Below are 23,006 nucleotides of genomic sequence, written 5' to 3' on the forward strand. Positions count from 1 at the left end.
ATGCGTCAGAGCTCGCGCACCAGGCGGAAGCCGACGTCGTCGTAGCCGCGGTCCGCATCCAGCGTGCGCGAGGCCTCGTCGCTGCGGAAGCTGGCGCCCGCGGCCCGACGCTTCGCGCAGTCGGCTGCGCAGTCGGCGCGCCATTCGGAGAGTGCCCGGCCTCCCGCAGCCGGCAGGCCCGCTGCCTCGGTGGCGGTCGGCAGCCGGTAGCGGTGGCCGTCGCGGCGGCCGAACCATTGCGCGTAGGCCTCGACGTCCGCCACCGATACGCACACCACCGGATCGCCGTCGCCCTGCTCGAAACCGGGCCGGCTCCAGTCGCGCGGCGACACCATCCGCAGCAGCGAGGCACGCTCACGGCACAGCGTCGGTTCGCGCCCGGTGGCCTCGGCGAAACGCGCGTAATCGCCGCGCGTCACCGGCTTCAGGTAGGCCGCGAGCGGACGCGCGGTCCCTTCGAGCACCTTCATTCCGTCGAGGTTGCCGGGATCGCGTCCCTGCAGGTCGGGGAGGCGCTCGGCCCGGGCGCGCAGCTGGCGCACCGTGTCCTCGGGTACGCCGGCGGTGTCCGCCGCGTCAGCCATGCGCAGTGCGGTGGCGCGATCGACGCGTGTCACCGCCCTTTCGGCGCGGGCTTCGATCGCTTCGCCCACGCGCGTGCGCCAGCTGGCGCGGGCTGCGTCCGGAACCGCGCCGGTGGCCTGGACCCGCGCTGCCGTTCGCAGCAGCAGGTCGAGGTCGGACGCGCGGTCGCGGGCGATCGCGCGCACGGAGGCGTCGCGCAGGGCGTCGGACACGCGCGTGGCGGTCGCCACCAGTTGCGGATGGGTCGGGTCCGCCCGGACCGCCTCGACCAGGCTGTCGGCGGCGTTGTCGCCCGCCGGCGCCGCCAGCCGGCCGGCGGCGACCTGCGCGCGGGCCTGGTCGAGCAACCGGTCGGCAGCGGACAGGGGGGCGGCGGCGAGCATGTCCCCCGCGGCGCCAGCGGGCATGGCGTCGGCGGTGGGCGCGCCCTCGGACCCGTCGGCGGCTGGCCCGTCGGCAGGCGCCGGCGCTGCCGTGCGCCGTTCCGGCCCGGCGCCGGTGCCGGCGTCGGACGGCGAGCGGCCATGCATGCCCAGTCCCAGCGCGGCGGCGAGCACCAGCGCCAGCGCGACCCAGGCCGCCCTCGGCACGCGCACCAAGCGATCGCGCATGCGCGCCACGACCTCGCGTGGATCTGGCCCGCGGCTGCGCTGGTGGACGGGGATGCGCTCGAGCGCCTCGAGCATCTGCGCCGCATCGGCGAAGCGCTTGCGTGGCGACTTCGCCATCGCACGGTCGAAGAATTTCTGCCAGTGGCGCAGCGCCGGTGGCAGCCGGGGAATCGGGTTCTGGGTGTGCTGGATCGCCATCGACAGCGCGTCGTCGGCCTTGTACGGCAGTTCGCCGGTGAGCATCTCCCAGGCCAGCACGCCGACGCTGTAGAGGTCGGCGCGGTGGTCCACCTGCTGGCCGCGCGCCTGTTCGGGCGCCATGTAGGCGGTGCTGCCGACGGCGAGCCCGGTCATCGTGACCCGGGTGCCGTGGCCGCGGCGCAGGGCGATGCCGAAATCCGCCAGCAGCGGGCGGTCGGCCTCGTCGAACAGCACGTTCTCGGCCTTGACGTCGCGGTGGATCGTGCCGCGGGCGTGGGCGAAGGCGAGCGCGGACAGCAGCGCGCGCAGGATCTCGCGCACGCGCTGCGGATCGCCGGTGAGGTCGCGCTGGCCGACGTGGCCGCGCGCCAGGTGCGGCATCGCGTACCAGGGCAGGCCGTCGTCGGTGCGGCCCACCTCGTGGATGCCCACGATGTGCGGGTGCTCCAGGCGCGCGATGGTGCGGGCCTCGTTCTCGAACCGCCGCCGGCTGACCTCGTCGGCCAGCGCCTCGGGGCGCATCACCTTGATCGCCACCTCGCGCCCGAGCGAGAGCTGGGTGCCGAGATAGACCGTCGACATGCCGCCTTCGCCGATCACGCGCGTGACGCGATAGCCCGGCACCCCGGGCAGCGGTCGTTGCGCATCCTGAGTCGGCCAGCCGGTCATCGAGCCCCCTGTACGACGGACGAGGATACACACGCCCCGCGCGCCGGCGGGTGAATCCCGCGCGTGCCGGCCGGCGGGCTCAGCGGCGTTTGCGGCGCACGTACAGCTGCTTGCGCACCCGCGCCACGACCTCGCCGCCGGCATCGACGACGTCGGTCTCGAACCAGTGCAGATGGCGCTCGCCGCCGGCGGTCGCCGCGCGCATCGCGTCGAGCACTTCGGCGTCCAGCCGGAACTCCGCCGCGACCGTGCCGCGCCCCGGCTTCACGAATTCGATCGCGCCGGCGCGGTCCCAGACGATGTACTCGCGCCCCAGCGACTGCAGCGTCATCAGCATCCAGAACGGATCGGTCATCGCGAACAGGCTGCCGCCGAAATGGGTGCCGACGTAGTTGCGGTTCCACGGACGCATGCGCAGTTCGACCCGGGCGTCGCGCCAGTCGTTGGACAGGCGGGTGACGCGGATCCCGGCCGCGGCGAACGGCGGCCACAGGTTGAGGATCCAGCGCAGGTGGGCGGGGCGCAGCTTCGAACGCATGGCGGGTGCGGGGTGTCCAGGGCGGCGAGAGCCTACCATGCGCAGGCGTATGGCCTGCCGTGCCGCATGCCGGGCAACCCGGCGTGCGGTCCGCACCGCGGCCGACCGCGATGTCCCCCGGTACGCAGGGCCGGCCGCCCGCCGGCCGCGACAACGGCCGGCACCCCGGCCGCGCCGGGCGCTCGACCTGCGGCGCTGCCCCTACACCAGCAGCAGCGAGGCCATCTGCCGCCGGTAGCGTCCCACCAGCTCGGCATCCTCGGCCACCCGGAAGGCGTCGATCAGGGCCTTGCGCGGCAGCCCGTCCTGGAAGTCGCGGTCGGCGCGCAGCATCGCCAGGAACTGTTCGAATGCCGCCTCGTTGCGGCCGGCCACCAGGTGCTGGGCGCCGAGCAGGTGGCGCGCGCGCAGGTCGGAGGGATCGGCCGCGACCGCGGCTTCCAGCGCCTGCACCGGCGGCGCGCCGTCGAGCAGGGCGGCGAAGCCCAGCCGCGCGCGCGCCTTCACCGCGCGGTCGTCGGTGGCGAGGTTGGCGGGCAGGGCGTCGAGCAGGGTTTCGGCCTCGGCGGCGGCGCCGGTCTGGAGCAGGGCGAGGGCCAGGTCGAGCCGGAGTTCGGCGCGATCGGGTTCGGCCTCGATCGCCTGGCGCAGGCGCGGCACCTCCGTGTGCGGATCGGGCGGCAACGGCGCGGCTTCGGGTTCCCCGGCGGCGGCCTCGGCCGGCTCGATGCCGTGGTGCTTCAGGAACTCGCGCACCTGGCCCTCGGGCAGGGCGCCCTGGAAGCCGTCGACCAGCTGTCCGTCCTTGACCAGGAACACGGTGGGGATGGAGCGGATCTGGAATGCGCCCGCGATCTGCGGCTCCTTCTCGGTGTCGACCTTGGCCAGCAGGAAGGCGCCGTGGTACTCGCCGGCCAGCTTCTCCAGGATCGGTCCCAGGGACTTGCACGGCCCGCACCACTCGGCCCAGAAGTCCACCAGCACCGGCGTCTGCAGCGACTTCTGCAGGACCTCGGCCTCGAATCCGGCGGTGGTGGCGTCGAAGACGTGCGGCGTGGCGTTCTGTACGGACATGGATGGGCAGCTCCCGGGCAAGCGAATCCACCACATTGTGGCAGAGCGGCGGAAAACAACCGGACGCACAATGCAGCCTCCATCCTGCCCCGGAGGACGCTTGGGCCTTGAACTGGATCGCGCGCAGGCGCGCCGCATCACGCTTGCCGCGCAGGGATTCGCCGACCGCCGCCATGCGACGCCGACGCTGCGGACGTTCTCGCGCACGCTGGCGCGCACCGGCGTGCTGCAGATCGATTCGGTCAACGTGCTTCAGCGCGCGCACTACATGCCGCTGTACAGCCGCATGGGACCCTACGACACCGCCCTGTTGCGGCGCGCGGCCGAGCAGGCGCCGCGGCGCATCGTCGAATACTGGGCGCACGTGGCCGCCTTCATGCCGGTGGACCTGTGGCCACACATGCAGCACCGCATGCGCCACTTCCGCGAACGCGGACACCAGTGGGGTGCGATGCGCCACGACCCGAAGCTGGTCGCCTCGCTGATCGACGAGGTCCGCGAGCGCGGGCCCTCCACCGCGCGCGACCTCGACGACGGCCTGCCGCGGGCGAAGACCCACTGGGGTTGGAACTGGTCGGCCAGCAAGAAGGCCCTCGAGTACCTGTTCGCCACCGGGGCACTGGCCGTGGCCGGGCGCAACAGCGCGTTCGAACGGCGCTACGACCTCCCCGAACGGGTGATCCCGCCCCAGGTGCTCGCCCGGCCGGTGCCGGCCGATGCCGACGCGCACGTCGAGCTGGTGCGGCGCGCCTCGATCTCGCACGGCATCGCCACCGAGGCCTGCCTGCGCGACTACTACCGCATGCACCACAGCCAGAGCCGGCCGGCGGTCGCCGCCCTGGTCGACGCGGGGGAACTGCTGCCGGCGCGTGTCGAAGGCTGGAACCGCCCGGCGTTCCTGCACCGCGACGCGCGCATGCCACGGCGCATCGCCGCACGCGCGCTGCTCAGCCCCTTCGACCCGGTGGTGTGGGAACGCGAGCGTACCGAACGCCTGTTCGGTTTCCGCTACCGCATCGAGATCTACGTGCCCGAACACCTGCGCAGCCACGGCTACTACGTGCTGCCCTTCCTGCTGGGCGACCGGCTGGTGGCCCGCGTCGACCTCAAGGCCGACCGCCGCGCCGGCGCGCTGGTGGTTCGCAGTGCGCATGTCGAGCCGCAGGCACCGGAGGCGACCGCCGCGGAACTGGCGGCGGAACTGCGGCAGCTGGCCGGCTGGCTGGGCCTGTCGCGGCTCCGGGTCGCGCGCCGGGGCGGGCTGGCACGCGCGTTGGGGGCGGAGGTCGCGGCGGGGGGCTGAGGCGCCGTCGAGGCCGCTGCGCCGGCGAATCGCCCACCGCGACGCGTAAAAAATACTTGACACGCTGCAGCGATAGGTAAAATATTCTTTACATCAAGTCCGCTGGAGATGACATCGTGCAGACACGACCCTGGCAGGTGGCGGGACTGGCCGCGATCGCGCTGCCGGCGCTCTGGCTGCTGCTGGCGGGCCCTGCCCGCGTACTGGGCGTGGACAGCGGGCACGCCGGCATGGTGCTGCTGGTGACTGCGGCCTGGACCAGCCTGCTGGCGCTGTCGCGCCTGCCGCGCGGCGAGGGCGAGCAGGCGATCGCGCCGGGCGAGTGGAATGCCTGGATCGGAGCCGGGTTCATGCTGGTGGCGATGCTCTTCCTCGCCACGCGCGCCGAGCTGTTCCTCGGGCCGTCGGCCGACCGCCATTCCGCGCAGGGCGTGGCCCGCAGCCTGGTCCTGCTGCTGGTCGCCTGGGCGGTGCTGTCGCGGGTGGTGGCCGCGCGCTGGAAAGGCGCGGTCGAGGAGGACGAGCGCGACCGCGAGATCGCCCGGCGCGCCTCGGCCCATGGCCGGGCCGCGCTGGTGGTGACGGTGATCGTGCTCGCGGTGCTGCTGGGCTTCACGCCCGGCGAGCGGCTGGCCTGGGCAACGCACTTCGGCATCGCCAACGTGCTGGTGTTCGCGCTGATGCTCGGCTGGCTGGTCGAGTATGTGGCGACTGCGCTGATCTATCTGGTCGACCGGAGCAGGGGCGCATGAGCGGAAGGGCCGCACGGGTCACTGTCGCCATCGCGTGGACCTTGCGCGCGACGGCCGTGCCGAGGCGCATGGCCCCGCGCCTGCGGCTGCCGATCGCGCCGCCGCACGTGGCCGGCCAGGTACGCACGATCCGGCCGGACCGGCGCGACCGGCGATGACCGGAACACCCATCGCCAACCAGATCCGCCGCCTGCGCTTCGAACACGGCGAGATGACGCAGCAGGCGCTGGCCGATGCCTGCAAGGTCACGCGCCAGACGATCCTCGCGCTGGAGGCCGGACGCTACGCGCCCTCGCTGGAGCTGGCATTCCGCATCGCGCGCGTGTTCGGCGTCGGCGTGGAAGACGTGTTCCGCTGGGAGGACCACCGATGAGATCGACCGATCGCGGGCTGGCCGGGGCGGCCGCGCTGCTTGCGCTCTGCGCCGCCGTCGGCCTGGGCGCCGCCCTGCCGGGCTATTCGCAGCTGGCGCATCCGCTGGCCTTGCCCGGAGCACAGGGAGTGCCGCGCGCGCTGGCCTTCAACCTGATGGTGTTCGTGCTGCCCGGCGCGCTCCTGGCGACGGTTGCCTGGCGCCTCCGCGGGCGGCTGCCCGGCGACAGCGGCCTGACCGCGCGGCTGGGCAGCACCCTGCTGCTGCTGGCCGCGCTGGCCTATGCCACGCAGGGCCTGCTGCCGCTGGACCCGGACGCGCCCGATGCAGGCGCCAGCCGCCTGCACGCCACGGCCTGGACGCTGTGGTGGATCGCTTTCCTCGCGGGCACCGCGTTGCTGGCCGCGGGCGGGCGCGCGCTGCGGCCGGCCGCCGCGGCCGCCTGGGTGATGGTGTTCGGACTGGGCGTGCTGGCGCCGGGCCTGCTCGGCGCCGGGATCAGCCAGCGGCTGGCGTTCGCGGCCTGGTTCGGCTGGATGTGGTGGTCGGCCGGCCTCAGCCGTGGCGGAGCTTGAGCCCCAGGATCACCGCCGCCAGCACGAACGTCAGCGCATTGGCGAGGATCATCGGCCACGAGCCGAGCACGACCCCGTAGCCGAACCAGCACGCGACGCCGGCGATGAACACCACGTACATCCCCAGCGAGATGCCGCTGGTGTCGCGGCTGCGGATGGTCTTCACCGCCTGCGGAACGAACGACAGCGTGGTCAGCGTCGCGGCCAGGTAGCCGACCCATTCCAGGTTCATTGCGCCGCCGGCATCCGGTGCACGATGCCGTCCTTCATCACGAAGTCGACACCCATCACCGCGTTGATGTCGGCCACCGGATCGCCGGGCAGGGCGATGATGTCGGCGCGCTTCCCCGCCTCGATCACGCCCTGGTCGTCGACCCCCAGCACCTCGGCGGCGTGCACAGTCGCGGCCTGCAGCGCGTAGGCGGCGGGGATGCCGGCCTCGACCATGTAGATGAACTCGCGCGCGTTGTCGCCGTGCGGGCCCACGCCCTGGTCGGTGCCGAAGGCGATCTTCACCCCGCCGCGGTAGGCGCGGGCGGCGGTGTCCTGGATCTGGGCGCCGATGCGCGCGGCCTTGGGCCGCACGATCTCCGGGAAGTAGCCGTCGATCTTCGCCTTGTCGGCGACGAAGCGGCCGGCGTAGATCGTGGGCACGTACCAGGTGCCGCGCTGCTTCATCAGCCGCATCACCTCGTCGCTCATGTGGGTGCCGTGTTCGATGCTGGTCACGCCGGCCTCGACCGCGCGCTTCATGCCTTCCTCGCCGTGCGCGTGCGCGGCCACGCGGTAGCCGTAGTCGCGCGCGGTGTCGACGACCGCGCGGATCTCGTCCACGGTGAACTGCGGGGCGTCGCCGGAGCTGGCGTAGCTCAGCACGCCGCCGGTGGCGGTGATCTTGATCACGTCGCTGCCGTCCTTGTAGCGCTGGCGCACGGCCTGGCGGGCGTCGTCGATCGAGTTGATCACGCCCTCGGTCGGGCCCGGCGGGCCGAGCAGGTGCGACAGCATCGAGTTGTGGCCGTTGGTCGGGTCGGCATGGCCGCCGGTGGTGGCGATCGACTTGCCGGCGGCGAAGATGCGCGGGCCTTCGACCAGGCCCTGGTTGATCGCATCGCGCAGGTGCGGGCTGACCTCGCCGCCGAGGTCGCGCACGCTGGTGAAGCCGGCCTGCAGCGTCTTCTCCGCGTAGCCGACCGAGCGGAAGGCGAAATCGACCGGATCCAGGCGGAAGCCTTCGGAATAGCTCTGCGGACTCGACTGGCTGCCCAGGTGCACGTGCAGGTCGGTCCAGCCCGGCAGGCAGGTGCGGCCGGCGAGCACGATCGAGCGGGTGCCGTCGGGCAGCTTCGCCCGCCCGGGCAGCAGCGAGCGCACGCGGCCGTCCTCGACCACGATCGTGTGTTCGCCGAGCATCCGCCCCGCGCGCGCGTCGAACAGCCGCTCGCAGTGCAGGGCGACGGGCTCGGCGGCCAGCGCGGGCGTGGCGGAGGCGGCGAGGGCAAGGGCAAGCAGGCGTGTGGCGGGCGGCATCGTCGGGTTCCGGGCGGGATGCGCGGATTGAACCACACCGCGGCAGGCGGCCCGCGCGCGGCGTGCGCGCATGACGGAACCTGCCCGCTGCGGTAGGCTTCACGGTCCGTTTTCACGCAGCAGATCCCGTGTCCGTCGACCCCGCAGCCCCCGAGACCGCCGCCTACCAGCCCGCCCCCGTGGAGGCCGCCGCGCGCCGGTTCTGGGAGGACACGCGTGCGTTCGAGGTGACCGAGCAGCCCGGCAAGCCGAAGTTCTTCTGCCTGTCGATGCTGCCGTACCCCTCTGGCGCGCTGCACATGGGCCACGTGCGCAACTACACCATCGGCGACGTCATCAGCCGCTACCAGCGCATGACCGGCAAGAACGTGCTGCAGCCAATGGGCTGGGACGCGTTCGGGCTGCCGGCCGAGAACGCCGCGATCAGGAATGCCACCGCGCCGGCGAAGTGGACCTACGCCAACATCGACCACATGCGCGCGCAGCTCAAGGCGCTCGGCTACGCGATCGACTGGTCGCGCGAGTTCGCCACCTGCTCGCCGGACTACTACGTCCACGAGCAGCGCATGTTCACCCGGCTGATGAAAAAGGGCCTGGCCTACCGCCGCAACGCGGTGGTGAACTGGGATCCGGTCGACCAGACCGTGCTGGCCAACGAGCAGGTGATCGACGGCCGCGGCTGGCGATCGGGCGCGGTGGTGGAGAAGCGCGAGATCCCGCAGTGGTTCCTGAAGATCACGAACTACGCTCAGGAACTGCTCGACGGGCTCGACACGCTCGACGGCTGGCCGGAGTCGGTCAAGACCATGCAGCGCAACTGGATCGGCCGCAGCGAAGGGCTGGAGTTCGCGTTCCGCGTCGACGGCGAGGACGAACCGCTGCGCGTGTACACCACGCGCCCGGACACGCTGATGGGCGTGACCTTCATCTCGATCGCCGGCGAACATCCGCTCGCGCTCAAGGCCGCGCAGTCGAACCCGGAACTGGCCGCGTTCCTGGCCGAACTGCGCCGCGGGGGCGTGTCGGAAGCCGAACTGGAGGCCCAGGACAAGCGCGGCATGGCCACCGGCCAGTGGGCGATCCACCCGGTCACCGGCGAGGACGTGCCGATCTACGTGGCCAACTTCGTGCTGATGGGCTACGGCACCGGCGCGGTGATGGCGGTGCCGGCGCACGACCAGCGCGACTGGGAATTCGCCAAGGCCTACGGCCTGCCGGTGCGGCCGGTGATCGTGCCGGCCGCGGTGCGCGATGCGCTGGCCGAGGTGATCGGCGACGTGGCCCACGACGCCGACCCGTTCCAGGCCGCCCTGTCCGGCGGCAGCGTCGATGCCTACGACACCGCCGCTGCGGTGGAGGTGGTGCGCGAGTACCTAGAGGCGATCGAACAGCGCGGTGCGTACGTCGAGCGCGGGATCCTGATCAACTCCGGCGAGTACAACGGCCTGGATTACGACGCCGCGTTCGATGCGCTCGCGCAGCGGTTCGAAGCGCAGGGCACGGGCCGGCGCAAGGTCAATTTCCGCCTGCGCGACTGGGGCGTCAGCCGCCAGCGCTACTGGGGCTGCCCGATCCCGGTGATCTACTGCGACGCCTGCGGCGCGGTGCCGGTGCCCGAGGACCAGCTGCCGGTGGTGCTGCCCGAGGACGTGGCGGATGCGTTCGCCAACCCCGGCGTGGTGCATTCGCCGATCAAGTCCGACCCCGAGTGGCGCCGGACCACCTGTCCCACGTGCGGCAAGCCGGCCGAACGCGAGACCGACACCTTCGACACCTTCATGGAGTCGAGCTGGTACTACGCGCGCTATACCTCGCCCGGCGCGGCCGACATGGTCGACGACCGGGCGAAGTACTGGACCCCGGTCGACCAGTACATCGGCGGCATCGAGCACGCGATCCTGCACCTGCTGTACTTCCGCTTCTACCACAAGCTGCTGCGCGACGAAGGCCTGGTGGACAGCGACGAGCCGGCCACGCGCCTGCTCACCCAGGGCATGGTGATCGCCGATACCTACTACCGCGACCACGTCGACGGTTCCAAGGAATGGTTCAACCCGGCCGATGTCGAGGTCGAGCGCGACGAGAAGGGGCGCGTCACCGGCGCCACGCTCGGGCGCGACGGCCACCCGGTGCTGATCGGCGGCGTGGAGAAGATGTCGAAGTCGAAGAACAACGGCGTCGATCCGCAGGCGATGATCGATCGCTACGGCGCCGACACCGTGCGCCTGTTCTCCATGTTCGCCTCGCCGCCGGACCAGTCGCTGGAATGGAACGAGGCCGGGGTCGAAGGCATGTCGCGGTTCCTGCGGCGGTTGTGGAGCCAGGTGCAGCGCCACGTCGCCGGCGGCGTTCCGGACGCGTTCGACGCCGCCGCGGCCACCCCGGACCAGAAGACCCTGCGTCGCCAGCTGCACGAGACGATCCAGAAGGTCGGCGACGACTACGGCCGCCGCCACGCCTTCAATACCGCGATCGCCGCGGTGATGGAGCTGCTCAACGCGGTGGCGAAGTTCGACGACGCCTCGGCCAACGGCCGCGCCCTGCGCCAGGAATGCCTGGAGGCGATGGTCCTGTTGCTCAACCCGATCACCCCGCACGCCAGCCACGCGCTGTGGCAGGCGCTGGGGCATCCGGAAGCGCTGCTGGAGGACGTGCCGTTCCCGCAGCCCGACCCGGCCGCGCTGGTGCGCGATGCGGTGACGCTGGCGGTCCAGGTGAACGGCAAGCTGCGCGGCACCATCGAGGTCGCCGTGGATGCGACGCGCGAGGCGATCGAGGCCGCCGCGCTGGCCCAGCCCGACGTCCAGCCGTTCCTGTCCGGGCTGACGGTGCGCAAGGTGATCGTGGTGCCGGGCCGGATCGTCAATGTCGTCGCCGGCTGAACGCGGCCGGCCCGCCGCGCTTGCCGGCGCCTGCGCCCTCCGCCAGACTTCGCCGATGATCCGGACCGTCCTGACCGCCTGCCTGCTCGCCCTCGCGCTGACCGCCTGCGGTTTCCACCTGCGCGACGCGCTGGTGTTGCCTGCGGACATGGGCCAGGTGAAGGTCACCTCGCGCGATCCCTACAGCCCGCTGGCGCGCACGCTCGAACGCGCGCTCGAGCGCGCCGGCGCGCCGCTCGTCGAGGCCGATGCCGAGGGCCGGTTCACCACCCTGGCGCTGCGCTCCGAGCGCTGGGCCTCGATTCCGCTGAGCATCGACCAGCGCGGCCGCGCCCAGGAATACACGCTGCGCTATGCGGTGGTGTTCGCCATGGTCGACGAGAACGGCGACGAGATCGTCCCGCAGCAGGCGGTGGAGCTGTCGCGCGATTACATCTCGGTGCCGACCGACGACACCGGTACCGACACCGAGCGCGAACTGCTGGCCCGCGAACTGCAGCGCGAGATGAGCGCCTCGATCCTGCGCCGGGTCGACGCCGCGACCCGCGAGTTGCGCCCGGCCGGGCAGTGAGCCACACGGGCGGATGGAACTGAAGCCCGACCGCCTCGCCGCCCAGCTCGCGGCCGAACCGCTGCGGCCGGCCTACCTGGTCGCGGGTGCCGAACCGCTGCTGGTGCTGGAGGCCGCCGATGCGATCCGCGCACGGGCCCGCGAAGCCGGCTTCGGCGAGCGCGAAGTGTTCGACGCCGACGGCCGTGATTTCGACTGGAACGCGCTCGACGCCAGTTTCCGCGCGCCCAGCCTGTTCTCGGCCCAGCGCCTGCTGGAGCTGCGCCTGCCGACCGGCCGCCCGGGCAAGGAAGGCGCGGAGGTGGTCGCCGGCTACTGCGCGCAGCCGCCGGGCGACATCGTGCTGCTGGTGACCGCCGGCGACTGGAGCCGGCAGCACGGCGGCAAGTGGAGCGAGGCGATCGCGAGGATCGGGCACGTGGTCCAGGCGCCGCAGGTGCGCCCGCACGAGCTGGAAGGCTGGCTGGAATCGCGCCTGCGCCAGCGCGGCGTGCGCGCAGACCGGGGCGCGGTGCAGCGCCTGGCCGAACGCGTGCAGGGCAACCTGCTGGCCGCCGCGCAGGAAGTCGACAAGCTCGCGCTGCTGGCCGACGGCGACACGGTCGACGCGGCGCGGATGGAGGCGCTGGTGGCCGATGCCGCGCGCTTCGACGTGTTCCGCCTGGTCGATGCCGCGCTCAACGGCCAGCCGGCGCAGGCCGCGCGCATGCTTGCCGGCCTGCGCGCCGAAGGCGAGGCGGTGCCGGCGCTGATGGGCATGGTGGTGATGGAGCTCAACCGCGTCGCCGCGCTGGCGCGGGTGCAGGCGCGGGGCGGCAACCTCGCCGCCGAGTTCAAGGCGCAGCGGGTGTGGGATTCGAAGCAGGCCGTGTACCGTCGCGCGCTGGCGCGGCATCCGGCGCCGCGCTGGGAGCGGTTCGCGGTGCTTGCCGGTGGCGTGGACCGGATCGCCAAGGGCCGCCCGCGCTTGGGCGAGGAGCCGGCGGACGCCTGGCTGGCGCTGGAGCGGCTGCTGGTGGCGGTCGCCGAACCGAAGGCGGCGGCGCTGGCGTGAGCCGGCGGCGCGCGTGGCGATGACGGCCAACGGCCCCACGCCGGTGGCTGACGACGTGCGCGAGCGCGATCCGGGCGCACTGCACGTGTTCTACGGCGGCACCTTCGATCCCGTGCACCACGGGCACCTCGCAGTCGCCCGTGGTGCGCGCGACGCGCTGGACTGCCCGATCCGGATGATGCCGGCGGCCGATCCGCCGCACCGCGCCCCGCCGGGCGCGAGCGCCGGGCAGCGCGCGCGGATGCTGGCGCTCGCGATCGAAGGCGAACCCGGCCTGGTACTGGATGAGCGCGAACTGCATCGCGCCGGGCCCAGCTACAGCGTCGATACCCTGCGCGAGCTGCGCCAGGCCCTAGGCGAGTCGGCACCGATCGCCCTGCTTGTCGGCGCCGACAGCCTGCTCGGGCTGCCGGACTGGCACGACTGGACCGCGCTGACCGGCCTGGCCCATTTCGTGGTCGCGGACCGTCCCGGCAACCGGCTGGACCAGCGCCTGCCGCCGGCGCTCGCCGCCCACCTCGCGGGCCGCTGGACCGACGATCCGGCCGCCCTGCGCAGCGCGCCCGCCGGCAGGGTGCTGTGCCTCCACCAGCCGCTGCACCCCGGTTCGGCCACCGAGATCCGCCGCCGCATCACCGCCGGGGCGCCCTGGCGCGACCTGGTGCCGGGGCCGGTCGCCGACTACATCGTTCGTCATCGCCTGTACGGCGTGCACGGGTCGCCGACGGGCGCCCCGCTATAATCGTCCCCGCAGCCGCACGAGCCATCGCCCTTGACCAGTTCCTCCGCGCACGTCATCAAGACCCGCCTTCCCAACCCGCCGCCGCCGGCCGACGTGCTGCTCAGGTCGATCCACGGTGCGGTCGAGGAGCTCAAGGCCAAGGACGTCACCGAGATCGACGTGCGTGGCAAGACTAGCGTCTGCGACTACCTGGTGATCGCCTCGGGCACCTCGACCCGGCATGTGAAGTCGATCGCCGACGAGGTGGTCAGGCAGGCCAAGCAGCTCGACTGCCAGCCGCTTGGCGTCGAAGGCGAGCGCGAGGCGGAATGGGTGCTGGTCGACCTGGGCGACGTGGTGGTGCACGTGATGCTGCCGCGGGTGCGCGAGTTCTACGCGCTCGAACGCCTGTGGACGGTGGGCGACCAGCCGCCCGAGGCGGGCGAGGACGCTGGCGACGATGCCGCGGACGACAACCGCGACTGAGCATCGGCCCGGGTGCGCCGCCGGCAACGGCACAGGTGCACGTCTTCCCGACGCCATGACCGTACGTGGAGTTATCTGTCGCACGCGGGGCCTGCCCTCGACGCGCGCCGCCACCTCCGCGTGGACGGTACCCGCCAGCGTCGCGTCGTCTGCCGACGCCGCCATCGATCCGCAGTGAAGGCCCGCCTGGTCGCCGTCGGCGAGCGCCCGCCGGCCTGGGTGGCCGAAGGCTTCGGCGAATACCGCAAGCGCCTGTCGCACTGGCTGCCGCTGGACCTGGTGGAAGTCGCCCCCGGCGTGCGCGGGAAGGGGCGCGATGTCGCCCGCGCGATGCAGGACGAGGGCGAGCGCGTGCTGGCGGCGCTGCCGAAGCAGGCGCACGTGGTGGTGCTCGACGGCCGTGGTCGCGCGTATTCCTCGGAACAGCTCGCGCAGCGCATGGAGCACTGGCGCGGACAGGGGCGCGACCTCGCGTTTCTGGTCGGCGGCCCCGAAGGCCACGCGCCCGAGGTGCTGGCCCGCGCGGATGAACAGTGGTCGCTCGGCCCGCTGACCCTGCCGCACATGCTGGTGCGCCTGGTGCTGTCGGAACAGCTCTATCGGGCCGCGGCGCTGCTGGCCAACCACCCCTACCACCGCGCCTGACTTCCCCGGCCTCGCGCCGGGAGCGCAGGTCACCCGATGTTGGCGACTCCGTGGGCGCTCGCGCGCGGCCAAGGGCGACGTTGCGGCGGGGGGGGGGGCGGCGCGGTCGGCGCGCAGGATGGCCGGGTCCGCCCCGCCCCCGGATCGCAGCTCCGGACCGCGCGTCATACGGGGACGCGCGGTCCGGTGCGGGTTGCCCCTCAGCCGCGGTCGAGCCGGAAATCGATCGGCACCAGTCCCACCGCCTGCACGGCCTGGCCGTCGCGCAGCGCCGGCTGGAATCGCCAGTTGCGCTGCACGTGCCGCAGCGCCTCGCGGTCCAGCACCGCATGGCCGCTGCTGCGTTCGATTTCGACCTCGAGCGGGCGCCCGTCGGTGCCGACCAGCACCCGCAGCAGCACCGTGCCCTCGAGCTGGCGCTGGATCGCAGCGCGCGGGTACGCGGGCGCCGGTGCGCTGGCGTACTGCAGTTGCAGGCCGGTCGCGGGACCGGCGGGCTCCAGCGACGGCGGTTCGGTGGTCGCGGCGGCTGTATCGACCACCGTGTCCACCGCCTCGAAGCCCTGTTCGACCAGGACCGGTGCGGTTTCGGTCGCCGGTTCCACGGCGCGGCGCACCTCCGGCTGCGGTCGCGCATCGGGTCGTGGCGTCACCACCTCGACCACCGGCGGCGGCGGGGGCGTCTTCGGAACCAGCGGTACGATGTCGACGATGTCCAGGCCGCGTCGTTCCTGCTCGACGGGGGGCGGCGCAGGCAACGTCATGGGCATGAGCAGGAACGCCAGCGCCAGTACGTTGAGCGCGAGCGTGCTGCTGAGGCCGAGGATGCGGCTCGCGTCGAGCCGCGGGAACTGCGTCGTGCGTGGATTCGGATGCGTCTGCTGCGACACCATGGCCCACCTCCGCGTTGCCGGCGGCCGGGATGGCCGCGCTCAGGTCAGCGAACGCGCCAGTGGCGACGCCGGGGTCGATCCGGCTGAGCCCGTTCCCGCGCTGGTGCGTGACCGACTGCAGGTCCACGCTACGCCTGCCCGGGTCCAGCGGGCAATGCAACGGAAGTCGAAGCCGTCGCGGCGGCGCCGAACCAGGCTGCCTCGCGACGACCCCGGGTAGAGCGCCAGCCGACGTCGCGCAGCACCCGCAAACGCGACACGGGTTGCCGCGTCGCAGGGCGGACGTGTCTGTTGACAGATGCGGGACGCCCTGCCGCCGCGACAATGAGGCGGCGGCACGGCCGGCGGACGGTGCCGCGCGTGGACGGGACGGCCCGTCCCGCGCGGCAGCGCTTCAGTCGTCCTCGTTGGTGCCGTCCTGTTCGGGGTCGCGGTCCAGCCCGCCCTCATCGGGATTGGGCTGCTTGCGTGCGCCGGACTTGCGCGCATCGTCGCCATCGAGCGGCTGCTTCTCCGGATAGCCGGAACGTTCCTCGTGGCGGTCGGGTGTCTTGGACATGGCTTATTTCCCCAGCTCGAACACGACGTCGAGATTGGCCGAGAGCGTGGTTTCGCCCGGGGCCACCGGCGCCGATTCCATGCGTGCGTCCATCGCCTGCGCCTTGACCATCATCGGCATCGGCGGCTGGAAACCGCCGCCTTCGCTGATGCTCACGATCCGCCGCACGCGCAGGCCGAGCGATTCGGCGTACATCTCCGCGCGCGCCCGGGCGAGCTTCAGCGCCGACTGTCGGGCCTCGTCGTACGCGGCTTCCGGCTCGTCGATCTCGAAGCTGGGCCCGTTGACCTGGTTGGCGCCGCTGGCCACCAGCGCGTCGAGCACGTCGCCGAGGCGGGCGATGTCGCGCACCCTCACGTTGACGGTGTTGCTGGCCTGGTAGCCGGTGATCACCGGCGGCTGGTTTTCGGCGTAGCGGTACTGCGGCTGGATGCTGATGCCGCTGGTCTGCACGTCGCGTTCGGCGATGCCGGCGGCGCGGATCGCGGCCACCACCTTGGCCATCTCGGCGGAATTGGCCTTGAGCGCGGCGTTGGCGTCCGCGGCCTGGGTGACCACGCCGGTGGACAGGCTGGCCACGTCGGGTACACGGCTGGCCTCGGCCTGCGCGGAGACCGAAAGCAGGGTGCCGTCCGTGGACGCGACGGCTGGAACGGGGGACTGGGCGTGGGCGCTGGTCATCGCAATGGAACCCGTGGCAAGGCTGCAGGTGAGCAGCAGGGAGGCGACAGCGGGACGGAACATGGTGGTCTCCGGGGAGTGCTGGGGAAAGGGTCGTCACCACCCGGTGAACGGCCCGTGAGCCTGAACGGGGTTGCGGGTGATGCGCGGGCCTGCACGCGCGCGCCGCGGGTATCCTTGACCGATGCTGCATCTGCTGCATCTGGCTTCCCAGTCCCCCCGTCGGCGCGAACTGCTGGCGCGCCTCGGCGTGCCCTTCGGCGTGATCGAGGTGGACGTGCCCGAAGAACGCGCGCCCGGCGAGCCGCCGGAGGACTACGTGCGCCGCGTCGCCCGCGAGAAGGCCGGCGCAGGGCTGCTGGCGATGGTGGCCGTGCCCGGCGCCGTCGTGCTGGGCGCGGACACCGAGGTGGTGCTAGACGACCGCGTGTTCGGCAAGCCCCGTGACGTTGCGGACGCCGTGGAGATGCTGGAGAGCCTGTCCGGCCGGAGCCACGACGTGATCTCGGCCGTGAGCCTGGTCTCCGCCGGGCGCGAGGCGCAGGCGCTGTGCCGGTCGCGGGTGACGTTCGCCGAGCTCGATGCCGCCGCGATCGCGGCGTACGTGGCCAGCGGCGAGCCGATGGGCCGCGCCGGAGCCTACGCCATCCAGGGCGGCGCCGAACGCTTCGTGGCGCGCCTGGAGGGCAGCTATTCGGGCGTCATGGGCCTGCCGCTGCACGAGACCGACGTGCTGCTGCGCCAGTTCGGCATCGCTACCGGCTTTCCGCCGCCACCTGGCACCACGAAAGGGGCGTCCTGATGTCGGAGGAGATCCTGGTCAACGTCACCCCGCGCGAAACCCGCGTGGCGGTGGTCGAGAACGGCATGCTGCAGGAGCTGCACATCGAGCGCGGCTGGCGCCGCGGCGTGGTCGGCAACATCTACAAGGGCAAGGTGCAGCGGGTGATGCCCGGGATGCAGGCGGCGTTCGTCGACATCGGCCTGGAGCGCACCGCCTTCCTGCACGCCAACGACGTGGTGCGCCCGGCGCAGCCCGACTCCGAGGACGACGCCCTGCCGCCGGTGCCCCAGCCGGTGCGCCCGGTGACCGAACTGCTGCGCGACGGCCAGGAAGTGATCGTGCAGGTGGTCAAGGATCCGATCGGCAGCAAGGGCGCGCGCCTGACCACGCAGCTCAGCATTCCCTCGCGCTACCTGGTGCTGTTGCCGCAGTCCCGCGTGATCGGCGTGTCGGCGCGGATCGAGGACGAGGCCGAACGCGCCCGGCTCAAGGGGCTGGTGGCCGAACTCTCGCCCCCGGAGGCGCCGCTGGGCTACATCGTCCGCACCAATGCCGAAGGCCAGCCCTCCGAGGCGCTGGCCGAGGACCTGGCCTACCTGTCGCGGGTCTGGAACATCGTCGGTCGCCGCTCGCGCGAAGCCGCGGTGCAGACCTGCATCTACGAGGACCTGAGCCTGCCGCTGCGCGCGGTCCGCGACCTGATCCGCAAGGACGTGGAGAAGGTGAAGGTCGACTCGCGCGAGACGTTCGACCGGCTGCAGGCGTTCGTCGCCAAGTACATGCCGGTGCTGGCCGAACGCATCGAGCTGTACACCGGGAACCGGCCGATCTTCGACCTGTACGGGGTCGAGGACGAGATCCAGCGCGCGCTCGACAAGCAGGTGCCGCTGAAGTCCGGCGGCTACCTGGTGATCGACCAGACCGAGGCGATGACCACGGTGGACGTCAACACCGGTTCGTTCCTCGGCCAGCGCAACCTCGAGGAAACGGTGTACCGCACCAACCTGGAGGCCGCGCAGGCGGTGGCGCGCCAGCTGCGGCTGCGCAACCTGGGCGGGATCATCATCATCGACTTCATCGACATGGTCGACGAGGAGCACCGGCGCCAGGTGCTGCGGACGCTCGAGAAGCAGCTGGCCAAGGACCACGCCAAGACCACGGTCTACGACTTCTCGCCGCTGGGCCTGGTGGAGATGACGCGCAAGCGCACGGTGGAGAGCCTGCAGCGCCAGCTCAGCGAGACCTGCGACGCCTGCGGCGGGCGCGGCATGGTCAAGACCCCGGAAACGGTGACCTACGAGATCTTCCGCGAGATCGTGCGCGCGGTGCGCCAGTTCGAGGCCGAGCGGCTGCTGGTGATCGCCTCGTCCAAGGTGGTGGCGCGGATCACCGAGGACGAGTCGCCCGCGGTCGCGGAGCTGGAGGAGTTCCTCGGCAAGTCGATCCGTTTCCAGGCCGACGAGCAGTACCTGCAGGAGCAGTTCGATGTGGTGCTGCTCTGAAGCGGTGGCCCGCGACGCGTCGTCCGTGATCCGAAGCGGCGGATGCGTCTCACCGATCGCCGCTCGCGCATCATCTCCCGCGACGGCGCGCGGAGCGCGTCGGCCATGACCACGCCGCTGCGTCGCCGCCTGCGGCTCGCGCGCCGCGGCGCCTGGTACGTCGTGGTGCTGGCCCTGGTGCTGGCCGCGCTTGCGGCCGGGGCGGTAAGCCGTCTGCTGCCGCTGGCCGAGCGGCATCCCGACCGGGTCGCGGCGTGGCTGACCGAACGCGCCGGCCGGGCGATCGCGTTCGATCGCCTGGACACCGAATGGACCCGCCGCGGCCCGCTGCTGCGCGTCGACGGGCTGCGCATCGGCGAGGGCGCGGAGGCGCTGCGGATCGGCGAGGCCGAAATCCTGGTGGCGCAGTATGCCGGCCTGCTCCCCGGTCGTTCCTTCACCGAGCTGCGCCTGCGCGGCCTGCGTCTGGCGCTGCAGCGCGCCGACGATGGCCGCTGGCGCGTCCGCGGACTGCCGGGCGACGGCCAGCCCGGCGCGGATCCGTTCGAGGCGCTCGAATCGCTGGGCGAACTGCAGGTCATCGGTGGCCGCCTGGACATCGATGCCCCGGCGCTCGGGATCCGGGCCAGCGTGCCGCGCATCGACCTCCGGCTGCAGGTGGACCAAGCGCGTACGCGCGCCGCGGCCAGGGCCTGGATCAGCGACGCGGCCCCACCGCTCGACCTGTCGCTCGACCTCGACCGCGGCGACGGCGGCGGTCGCGCCTACGCCGCCGCCATGGACGCGGACCTTCGTGCCTGGGCGCCGCTGCTGCGTCATGCCGGCGTGGAAGTGGACGCGGGCAGCGGACGTGCGCAGGTCTGGCTGCAGCTGCACCAGCGACGGGTCAGCCGGGTCACGCTGGAGGCGGCGCTGGCGGACGTGGGCCTGCGCGGCAGCCCGCTCGCGCCGCGCCAGGCGGCGCCGCGACTGCGCCTGGGCGCGCTGGAAACGCGGGCGCGCTGGCAGGCGACCGACGACGGCTGGCGGCTGGACGCGCCGCGCCTGCGGCTGGCGCGCGAGGGAGCGCCGCAGGTGCTCGACGGGCTCGCCGTGTCGGGCGGGGCCCGCTTCGCATTGCACGCCGCGCGCATCGACGCCGGACCGCTGCTGTCGGCGCTCGCGCTGGGCGACCGGCTGGACCCGGGCCTGCGCCGCTGGCTGCTGGGCGCCACGCCGGACGCGCGCATCCACGACCTGGTGCTGGCGCGCGCGGCGGACGGCCGGCTGCGCGCGCGCGCGCGCGTCGAATCGCTGCAGATGGCCAGCGTCGGCGACACGCCGGGGCTGTCGGGGCTGGCCGGCACGCTGAGCGGCGATGCCGACGGCTTCCGGTTCGAACCCGACCCCGACGCGCGCGTGCGCTTCGACTGGCCGTCCGGGTTCGGCCCGCCGCACGAATTCACCCTGCGCGGCGATGTCGCCGGCTGGCGCGAAGGCGCGGGCCTGAAGGTCGGCACGCCGGCGCTGCGGGTGCAGGGCGATGGCTATGCCGCGGACCTGCGCGGCGGAATCTGGTTCCAGAACGACGGCACCCGGCCGGTACTGTCGCTGGCCGCGCAGGTCGACGAAGCGCAGGTGCCGGTCGCGCGACGCTTCTGGGTGCGCCACGTCATGCCCGACGCCGCCGAGCGCTGGCTCGACGCGGCGCTGGTGGCAGGCCGCGTGCGCGGCGGGCGCGCGCTGGTGGCCGGAGATCTGGACAACTGGCCCTTCAGCACGCTGCGCGGCGACCAGTACGCGGGGTTGTTCCAGGCCGACGCCCGGCTGGTGGACACGACGGTGAAGTTCCAGCCGGACTGGCCGGCGCTCGAGCGGCTCGACGGCGAGGTGCGTTTCATCAACGACGGGTTCTCGCTGCGCGGGCGCGGCGCGCTGGCTGGCGTGGAGGTGCGCGACATCGAGGCCAGGCTCGCACACTACGGCACGGCCGCGCTCGACGTGCGCGCGCGCGCCGCGGGCGATGCCGGCAAGCTGCTCGCACTGCTGCGCGGGAGCCCGCTGCGCAATGGGCTGGAGGACACGTTCGACAACCTGTCGGCCGAAGGGCCGGTCGCGGCCACCTTCGCGATGTCGCTCCCGCTCGGTGGCAGTGGCGCGCGACCCGAGATCGACGGAGAGATCGAACTCGATGGCGTCGCGCTCGGCGACGCGCGCTGGAAGCTCGCGTTCGACCAGGTGCGCGGCCAGGCCCGTTACGACCAGCAGGGCTTCCGCGGCGACGGGCTGGCGGCGGTGCGCGACGGGCGGCCCGGCACGCTGTCGCTGCGCGCCGGCCGCGGCCACGTGAGCGAGTCCGGGGCGGCGTTCGAAGCCGATCTGGACGCGGTGCTCGCCGCCGACGACCTGCTGCAGCATGCGCCGCAGCTGGACTGGCTGGCGCCGCGCATCCGCGGCCGGTCGCGCTGGCAGGTCGGCGTGGTGGTGCCGCGCGCGACACCGGGGCGGCAGGCCGCGCCGGCGCGGCTGCAGCTGCGCTCTTCACTCGCCGGCACCGCGCTCGACCTGCCCGAGCCGGTGGCCAAGGCGGCGGGCGACACCTTGCCGACGACGATCACCACCACGCTGCCCCTGGAAGGTGGCGAAGTCACGGTCGATCTCGGCGGGCGCCTCGCGCTGCGCGCGCGCAGCACCCCCGCGGGCACCGGCGTGCGCGTGGCGCTGGGGACGTCGCGCGTGGCGCAGGCGCCGCCTTCCACCGGGCTGGCCGCCAGCGGCCATGCGCCCGTGCTCGATGCACTGGGCTGGGCCGCGCTCGCCGGCGGCGGCGACGCGTCGGGCGCCGATGACCGCAGCGGCGACGCGATGCCGCTGCGCGGGATCGACATCACCACCGCGCAGCTGCGCCTGCTGGGCACGCGTTTCCCCGATACCCGCCTGCGCGTGGACCCGGCCGAAGGCGGCACCATGCTGCGGTTCGAGGGCGCGACGCTGACAGGCGCGCTGCGGATTCCCCGCCAGTCCGGGGCGGCCGTCACGGGGCGCTTCTCGCGCCTGCACTGGCCGACCCCCGCGCCGCTGGCCGCGAACGGGGCCGCCGCGACCGCGACCGCGACGTCCGCGCCACCGCCCGCCGACGATCGCGATGCCGTCGACCCGTCCAAGGTCCCGCCGCTGTCGCTCGACGTGGACGACTTCCGCTTCGGCAGCTTGGCGCTCGGACGCCTGGAACTGCGCACCCGGCAGACGGCGGCGGGGTTGGTGATCGAACGGCTGCAGACCCGTTCGGACCGGCAGTCGATCGAGGCGGGCGGCAGCTGGACCGGTCGCGGCGCCGATGCGCGCACGCGCCTGCAGGTGCAGGCCGACAGCCGCGACTTCGGTGAGCTGATGGCCGGCCTCGGGTTCGGTCGCGGCATCGACGGCGGCGAGGGCACCCTGAGCTTCGACGCCGGCTGGCCGCGCAGCCCGGGCGATTTCGCGCTGGGCGCGCTGCAGGGCGAACTGTCGCTCACGATCAAGGACGGGCGGCTGGTGGAAGTCGAACCCGGCGCCGGGCGGCTGCTCGGGCTGCTCAGCATCGCCCAGCTGCCGCGCCGGCTGACGCTGGACTTCAGCGACTTCTTCTCCAGGGGATTCACCTTCGACCGCCTGGGCGGCAGCGTGCGTCTGGCCAACGGCGTCGCCCGCAGCGACGACATGGCGATCGACGGGCCGGTCGCGGAGATCCTGATGCGCGGGCGCAGCGACCTGCGCGCGCAGACCCACGACCAGACCATCGAGGTGCGGCCACGCACCGGCAACCTGTTGCCGGCGGTGGGCGCGATCGCGGGTGGGCCGGTGGGGGCGGCGGTGGGCGCCGTCGCCAATGCCATGCTGCGGCGACCGCTGGGCGAGATGGGCGCGCGCACCTACCGCGTCACCGGCCCGTGGAAGGAACCGCAGGTGGAGGTGGTGGATCACGGCGGCGCGCCGCAGGCCGCGGCCGCGCGGCGCGAGCGTCGCGTCCACTGAACGCACCCGCGCGACGTCGGACTT

At 73.0% G+C, this 23,006-nt stretch carries 21 protein-coding genes; 13 read left to right on the forward strand and 8 right to left on the reverse strand.

What is annotated here, in order from left to right; all coding sequences use genetic code 11:
• Positions 1–5 precede the first annotated feature (5 nt).
• The 3 genes from QFW80_RS16105 to trxA form a co-directional block, all read right to left on the reverse strand.
• Positions 6–2,066: a protein kinase domain-containing protein gene (locus QFW80_RS16105; protein ID WP_280602982.1), complete on the reverse strand. Its 2,061-nt coding sequence runs from the start codon at positions 2,064–2,066 to the stop codon at positions 6–8.
• Positions 2,067–2,145: 79 nt separating this feature from the next.
• Complete coding sequence (locus QFW80_RS16110; RefSeq protein WP_425603602.1) at positions 2,146–2,592, reverse strand: DUF4442 domain-containing protein; 447 nt, start codon at positions 2,590–2,592, stop codon at positions 2,146–2,148.
• Positions 2,593–2,805: 213 nt separating this feature from the next.
• Positions 2,806–3,678 carry a thioredoxin gene (gene trxA / locus QFW80_RS16115; RefSeq protein ID WP_280602984.1) on the reverse strand — a complete coding sequence of 291 codons (873 nt, stop codon included), beginning with the start codon at positions 3,676–3,678 and terminating at the stop codon, positions 2,806–2,808.
• Between the two features lie 100 nt (positions 3,679–3,778).
• Between trxA and QFW80_RS16120 the strand changes: the two genes are divergently transcribed.
• The 4 genes from QFW80_RS16120 to QFW80_RS16135 all read left to right on the forward strand — a co-directional run bounded on the left by QFW80_RS16120 (position 3,779) and on the right by QFW80_RS16135 (position 6,681).
• Positions 3,779–4,981, forward strand: coding sequence for a winged helix-turn-helix domain-containing protein (locus QFW80_RS16120; RefSeq protein ID WP_280602985.1), 1,203 nt, complete (start codon positions 3,779–3,781; stop codon positions 4,979–4,981).
• Positions 4,982–5,097: 116 nt separating this feature from the next.
• Positions 5,098–5,733, forward strand: a complete 636-nt coding sequence (locus QFW80_RS16125) for a hypothetical protein (protein WP_280602986.1) — start codon at positions 5,098–5,100, stop codon at positions 5,731–5,733.
• A gap of 154 nt (positions 5,734–5,887) precedes the next feature.
• Complete coding sequence (locus QFW80_RS16130; RefSeq protein WP_280602987.1) at positions 5,888–6,106, forward strand: helix-turn-helix transcriptional regulator; 219 nt, start codon at positions 5,888–5,890, stop codon at positions 6,104–6,106.
• A complete protein-coding gene (locus tag QFW80_RS16135) occupies positions 6,103–6,681 on the forward strand; it encodes a DUF998 domain-containing protein (RefSeq protein ID WP_280602988.1) in 579 nt (192 codons plus the stop codon). The genes QFW80_RS16130 and QFW80_RS16135 overlap by 4 nt, the downstream gene beginning before the upstream one ends.
• Here QFW80_RS16135 and QFW80_RS16140 read toward each other — a convergent pair.
• Together QFW80_RS16140 and QFW80_RS16145 are read right to left on the reverse strand one after the other, a co-directional pair.
• Positions 6,662–6,913: a SemiSWEET transporter gene (locus QFW80_RS16140; protein WP_280602989.1), complete on the reverse strand. Its 252-nt coding sequence runs from the start codon at positions 6,911–6,913 to the stop codon at positions 6,662–6,664. The two genes, QFW80_RS16135 and QFW80_RS16140, sit on opposite strands and share 20 nt — an antisense overlap.
• The gene (locus QFW80_RS16145; protein WP_280602990.1) at positions 6,910–8,211 is read right to left on the reverse strand and encodes a metal-dependent hydrolase family protein; all 1,302 of its coding nucleotides are present in this window, start codon (positions 8,209–8,211) and stop codon (positions 6,910–6,912) included. The genes QFW80_RS16140 and QFW80_RS16145 overlap by 4 nt, the downstream gene beginning before the upstream one ends.
• Before the next feature lie 128 nt (positions 8,212–8,339).
• Here QFW80_RS16145 and leuS point away from each other — a divergent pair, with 128 nt between their 5' ends.
• The 6 genes from leuS to rlmH all read left to right on the forward strand — a co-directional run bounded on the left by leuS (position 8,340) and on the right by rlmH (position 14,570).
• The gene (gene leuS / locus QFW80_RS16150) at positions 8,340–11,093 is read left to right on the forward strand and encodes a leucine--tRNA ligase (RefSeq protein WP_280602991.1); all 2,754 of its coding nucleotides are present in this window, start codon (positions 8,340–8,342) and stop codon (positions 11,091–11,093) included.
• A gap of 55 nt (positions 11,094–11,148) precedes the next feature.
• Entirely contained in the window at positions 11,149–11,664 is a 516-nt protein-coding gene (locus tag QFW80_RS16155; protein WP_280602992.1) for an LPS-assembly lipoprotein LptE, read from the forward strand.
• 13 nt (positions 11,665–11,677) lie between these two features.
• Positions 11,678–12,718 carry a DNA polymerase III subunit delta gene (gene holA, locus QFW80_RS16160; RefSeq protein WP_280602993.1) on the forward strand — a complete coding sequence of 347 codons (1,041 nt, stop codon included), beginning with the start codon at positions 11,678–11,680 and terminating at the stop codon, positions 12,716–12,718.
• A gap of 19 nt (positions 12,719–12,737) precedes the next feature.
• On the forward strand, positions 12,738–13,460 hold the full coding sequence (gene nadD, locus QFW80_RS16165; RefSeq protein WP_280603084.1) for a nicotinate-nucleotide adenylyltransferase: 723 nt from the start codon (positions 12,738–12,740) through the stop codon (positions 13,458–13,460).
• Between the two features lie 30 nt (positions 13,461–13,490).
• Entirely contained in the window at positions 13,491–13,925 is a 435-nt protein-coding gene (gene rsfS / locus QFW80_RS16170; RefSeq protein ID WP_280602994.1) for a ribosome silencing factor, read from the forward strand.
• A 174-nt stretch (positions 13,926–14,099) separates the two neighbouring features.
• Positions 14,100–14,570: a 23S rRNA (pseudouridine(1915)-N(3))-methyltransferase RlmH gene (gene rlmH / locus QFW80_RS16175; RefSeq protein WP_280602995.1), complete on the forward strand. Its 471-nt coding sequence runs from the start codon at positions 14,100–14,102 to the stop codon at positions 14,568–14,570.
• Between the two features lie 200 nt (positions 14,571–14,770).
• Here the strand turns inward: rlmH and QFW80_RS16180 are convergent, their stop codons facing one another.
• The 3 genes from QFW80_RS16180 to QFW80_RS16190 all read right to left on the reverse strand — a co-directional run bounded on the left by QFW80_RS16180 (position 14,771) and on the right by QFW80_RS16190 (position 16,766).
• The gene (locus QFW80_RS16180) at positions 14,771–15,463 is read right to left on the reverse strand and encodes an energy transducer TonB (RefSeq protein ID WP_280602996.1); all 693 of its coding nucleotides are present in this window, start codon (positions 15,461–15,463) and stop codon (positions 14,771–14,773) included.
• 394 nt (positions 15,464–15,857) lie between these two features.
• Complete coding sequence (locus tag QFW80_RS16185) at positions 15,858–16,022, reverse strand: hypothetical protein (RefSeq protein ID WP_280602997.1); 165 nt, start codon at positions 16,020–16,022, stop codon at positions 15,858–15,860.
• A 3-nt stretch (positions 16,023–16,025) separates the two neighbouring features.
• On the reverse strand, positions 16,026–16,766 hold the full coding sequence (locus tag QFW80_RS16190; RefSeq protein WP_280602998.1) for an SIMPL domain-containing protein: 741 nt from the start codon (positions 16,764–16,766) through the stop codon (positions 16,026–16,028).
• Between the two features lie 130 nt (positions 16,767–16,896).
• Between QFW80_RS16190 and QFW80_RS16195 the strand changes: the two genes are divergently transcribed.
• From QFW80_RS16195 to QFW80_RS16205, 3 genes are all read left to right on the forward strand, one after another.
• Positions 16,897–17,505 carry a Maf family protein gene (locus QFW80_RS16195; RefSeq protein WP_280603086.1) on the forward strand — a complete coding sequence of 203 codons (609 nt, stop codon included), beginning with the start codon at positions 16,897–16,899 and terminating at the stop codon, positions 17,503–17,505.
• Entirely contained in the window at positions 17,505–18,989 is a 1,485-nt protein-coding gene (gene rng, locus QFW80_RS16200) for a ribonuclease G (RefSeq protein WP_280602999.1), read from the forward strand. Before QFW80_RS16195 ends, rng begins: the two co-directional genes overlap by 1 nt.
• A 105-nt stretch (positions 18,990–19,094) precedes the next feature.
• Positions 19,095–22,982 (forward strand): YhdP family protein, encoded by a 3,888-nt coding sequence (locus QFW80_RS16205; protein ID WP_280603000.1) that lies wholly within the window; start codon positions 19,095–19,097, stop codon positions 22,980–22,982.
• Positions 22,983–23,006: the final 24 nt, after the last annotated feature.

The sequence above is a fragment of the Luteimonas rhizosphaericola genome, from assembly GCF_029888045.1.
Classification (GTDB): domain Bacteria; phylum Pseudomonadota; class Gammaproteobacteria; order Xanthomonadales; family Xanthomonadaceae; genus Luteimonas; species Luteimonas rhizosphaericola.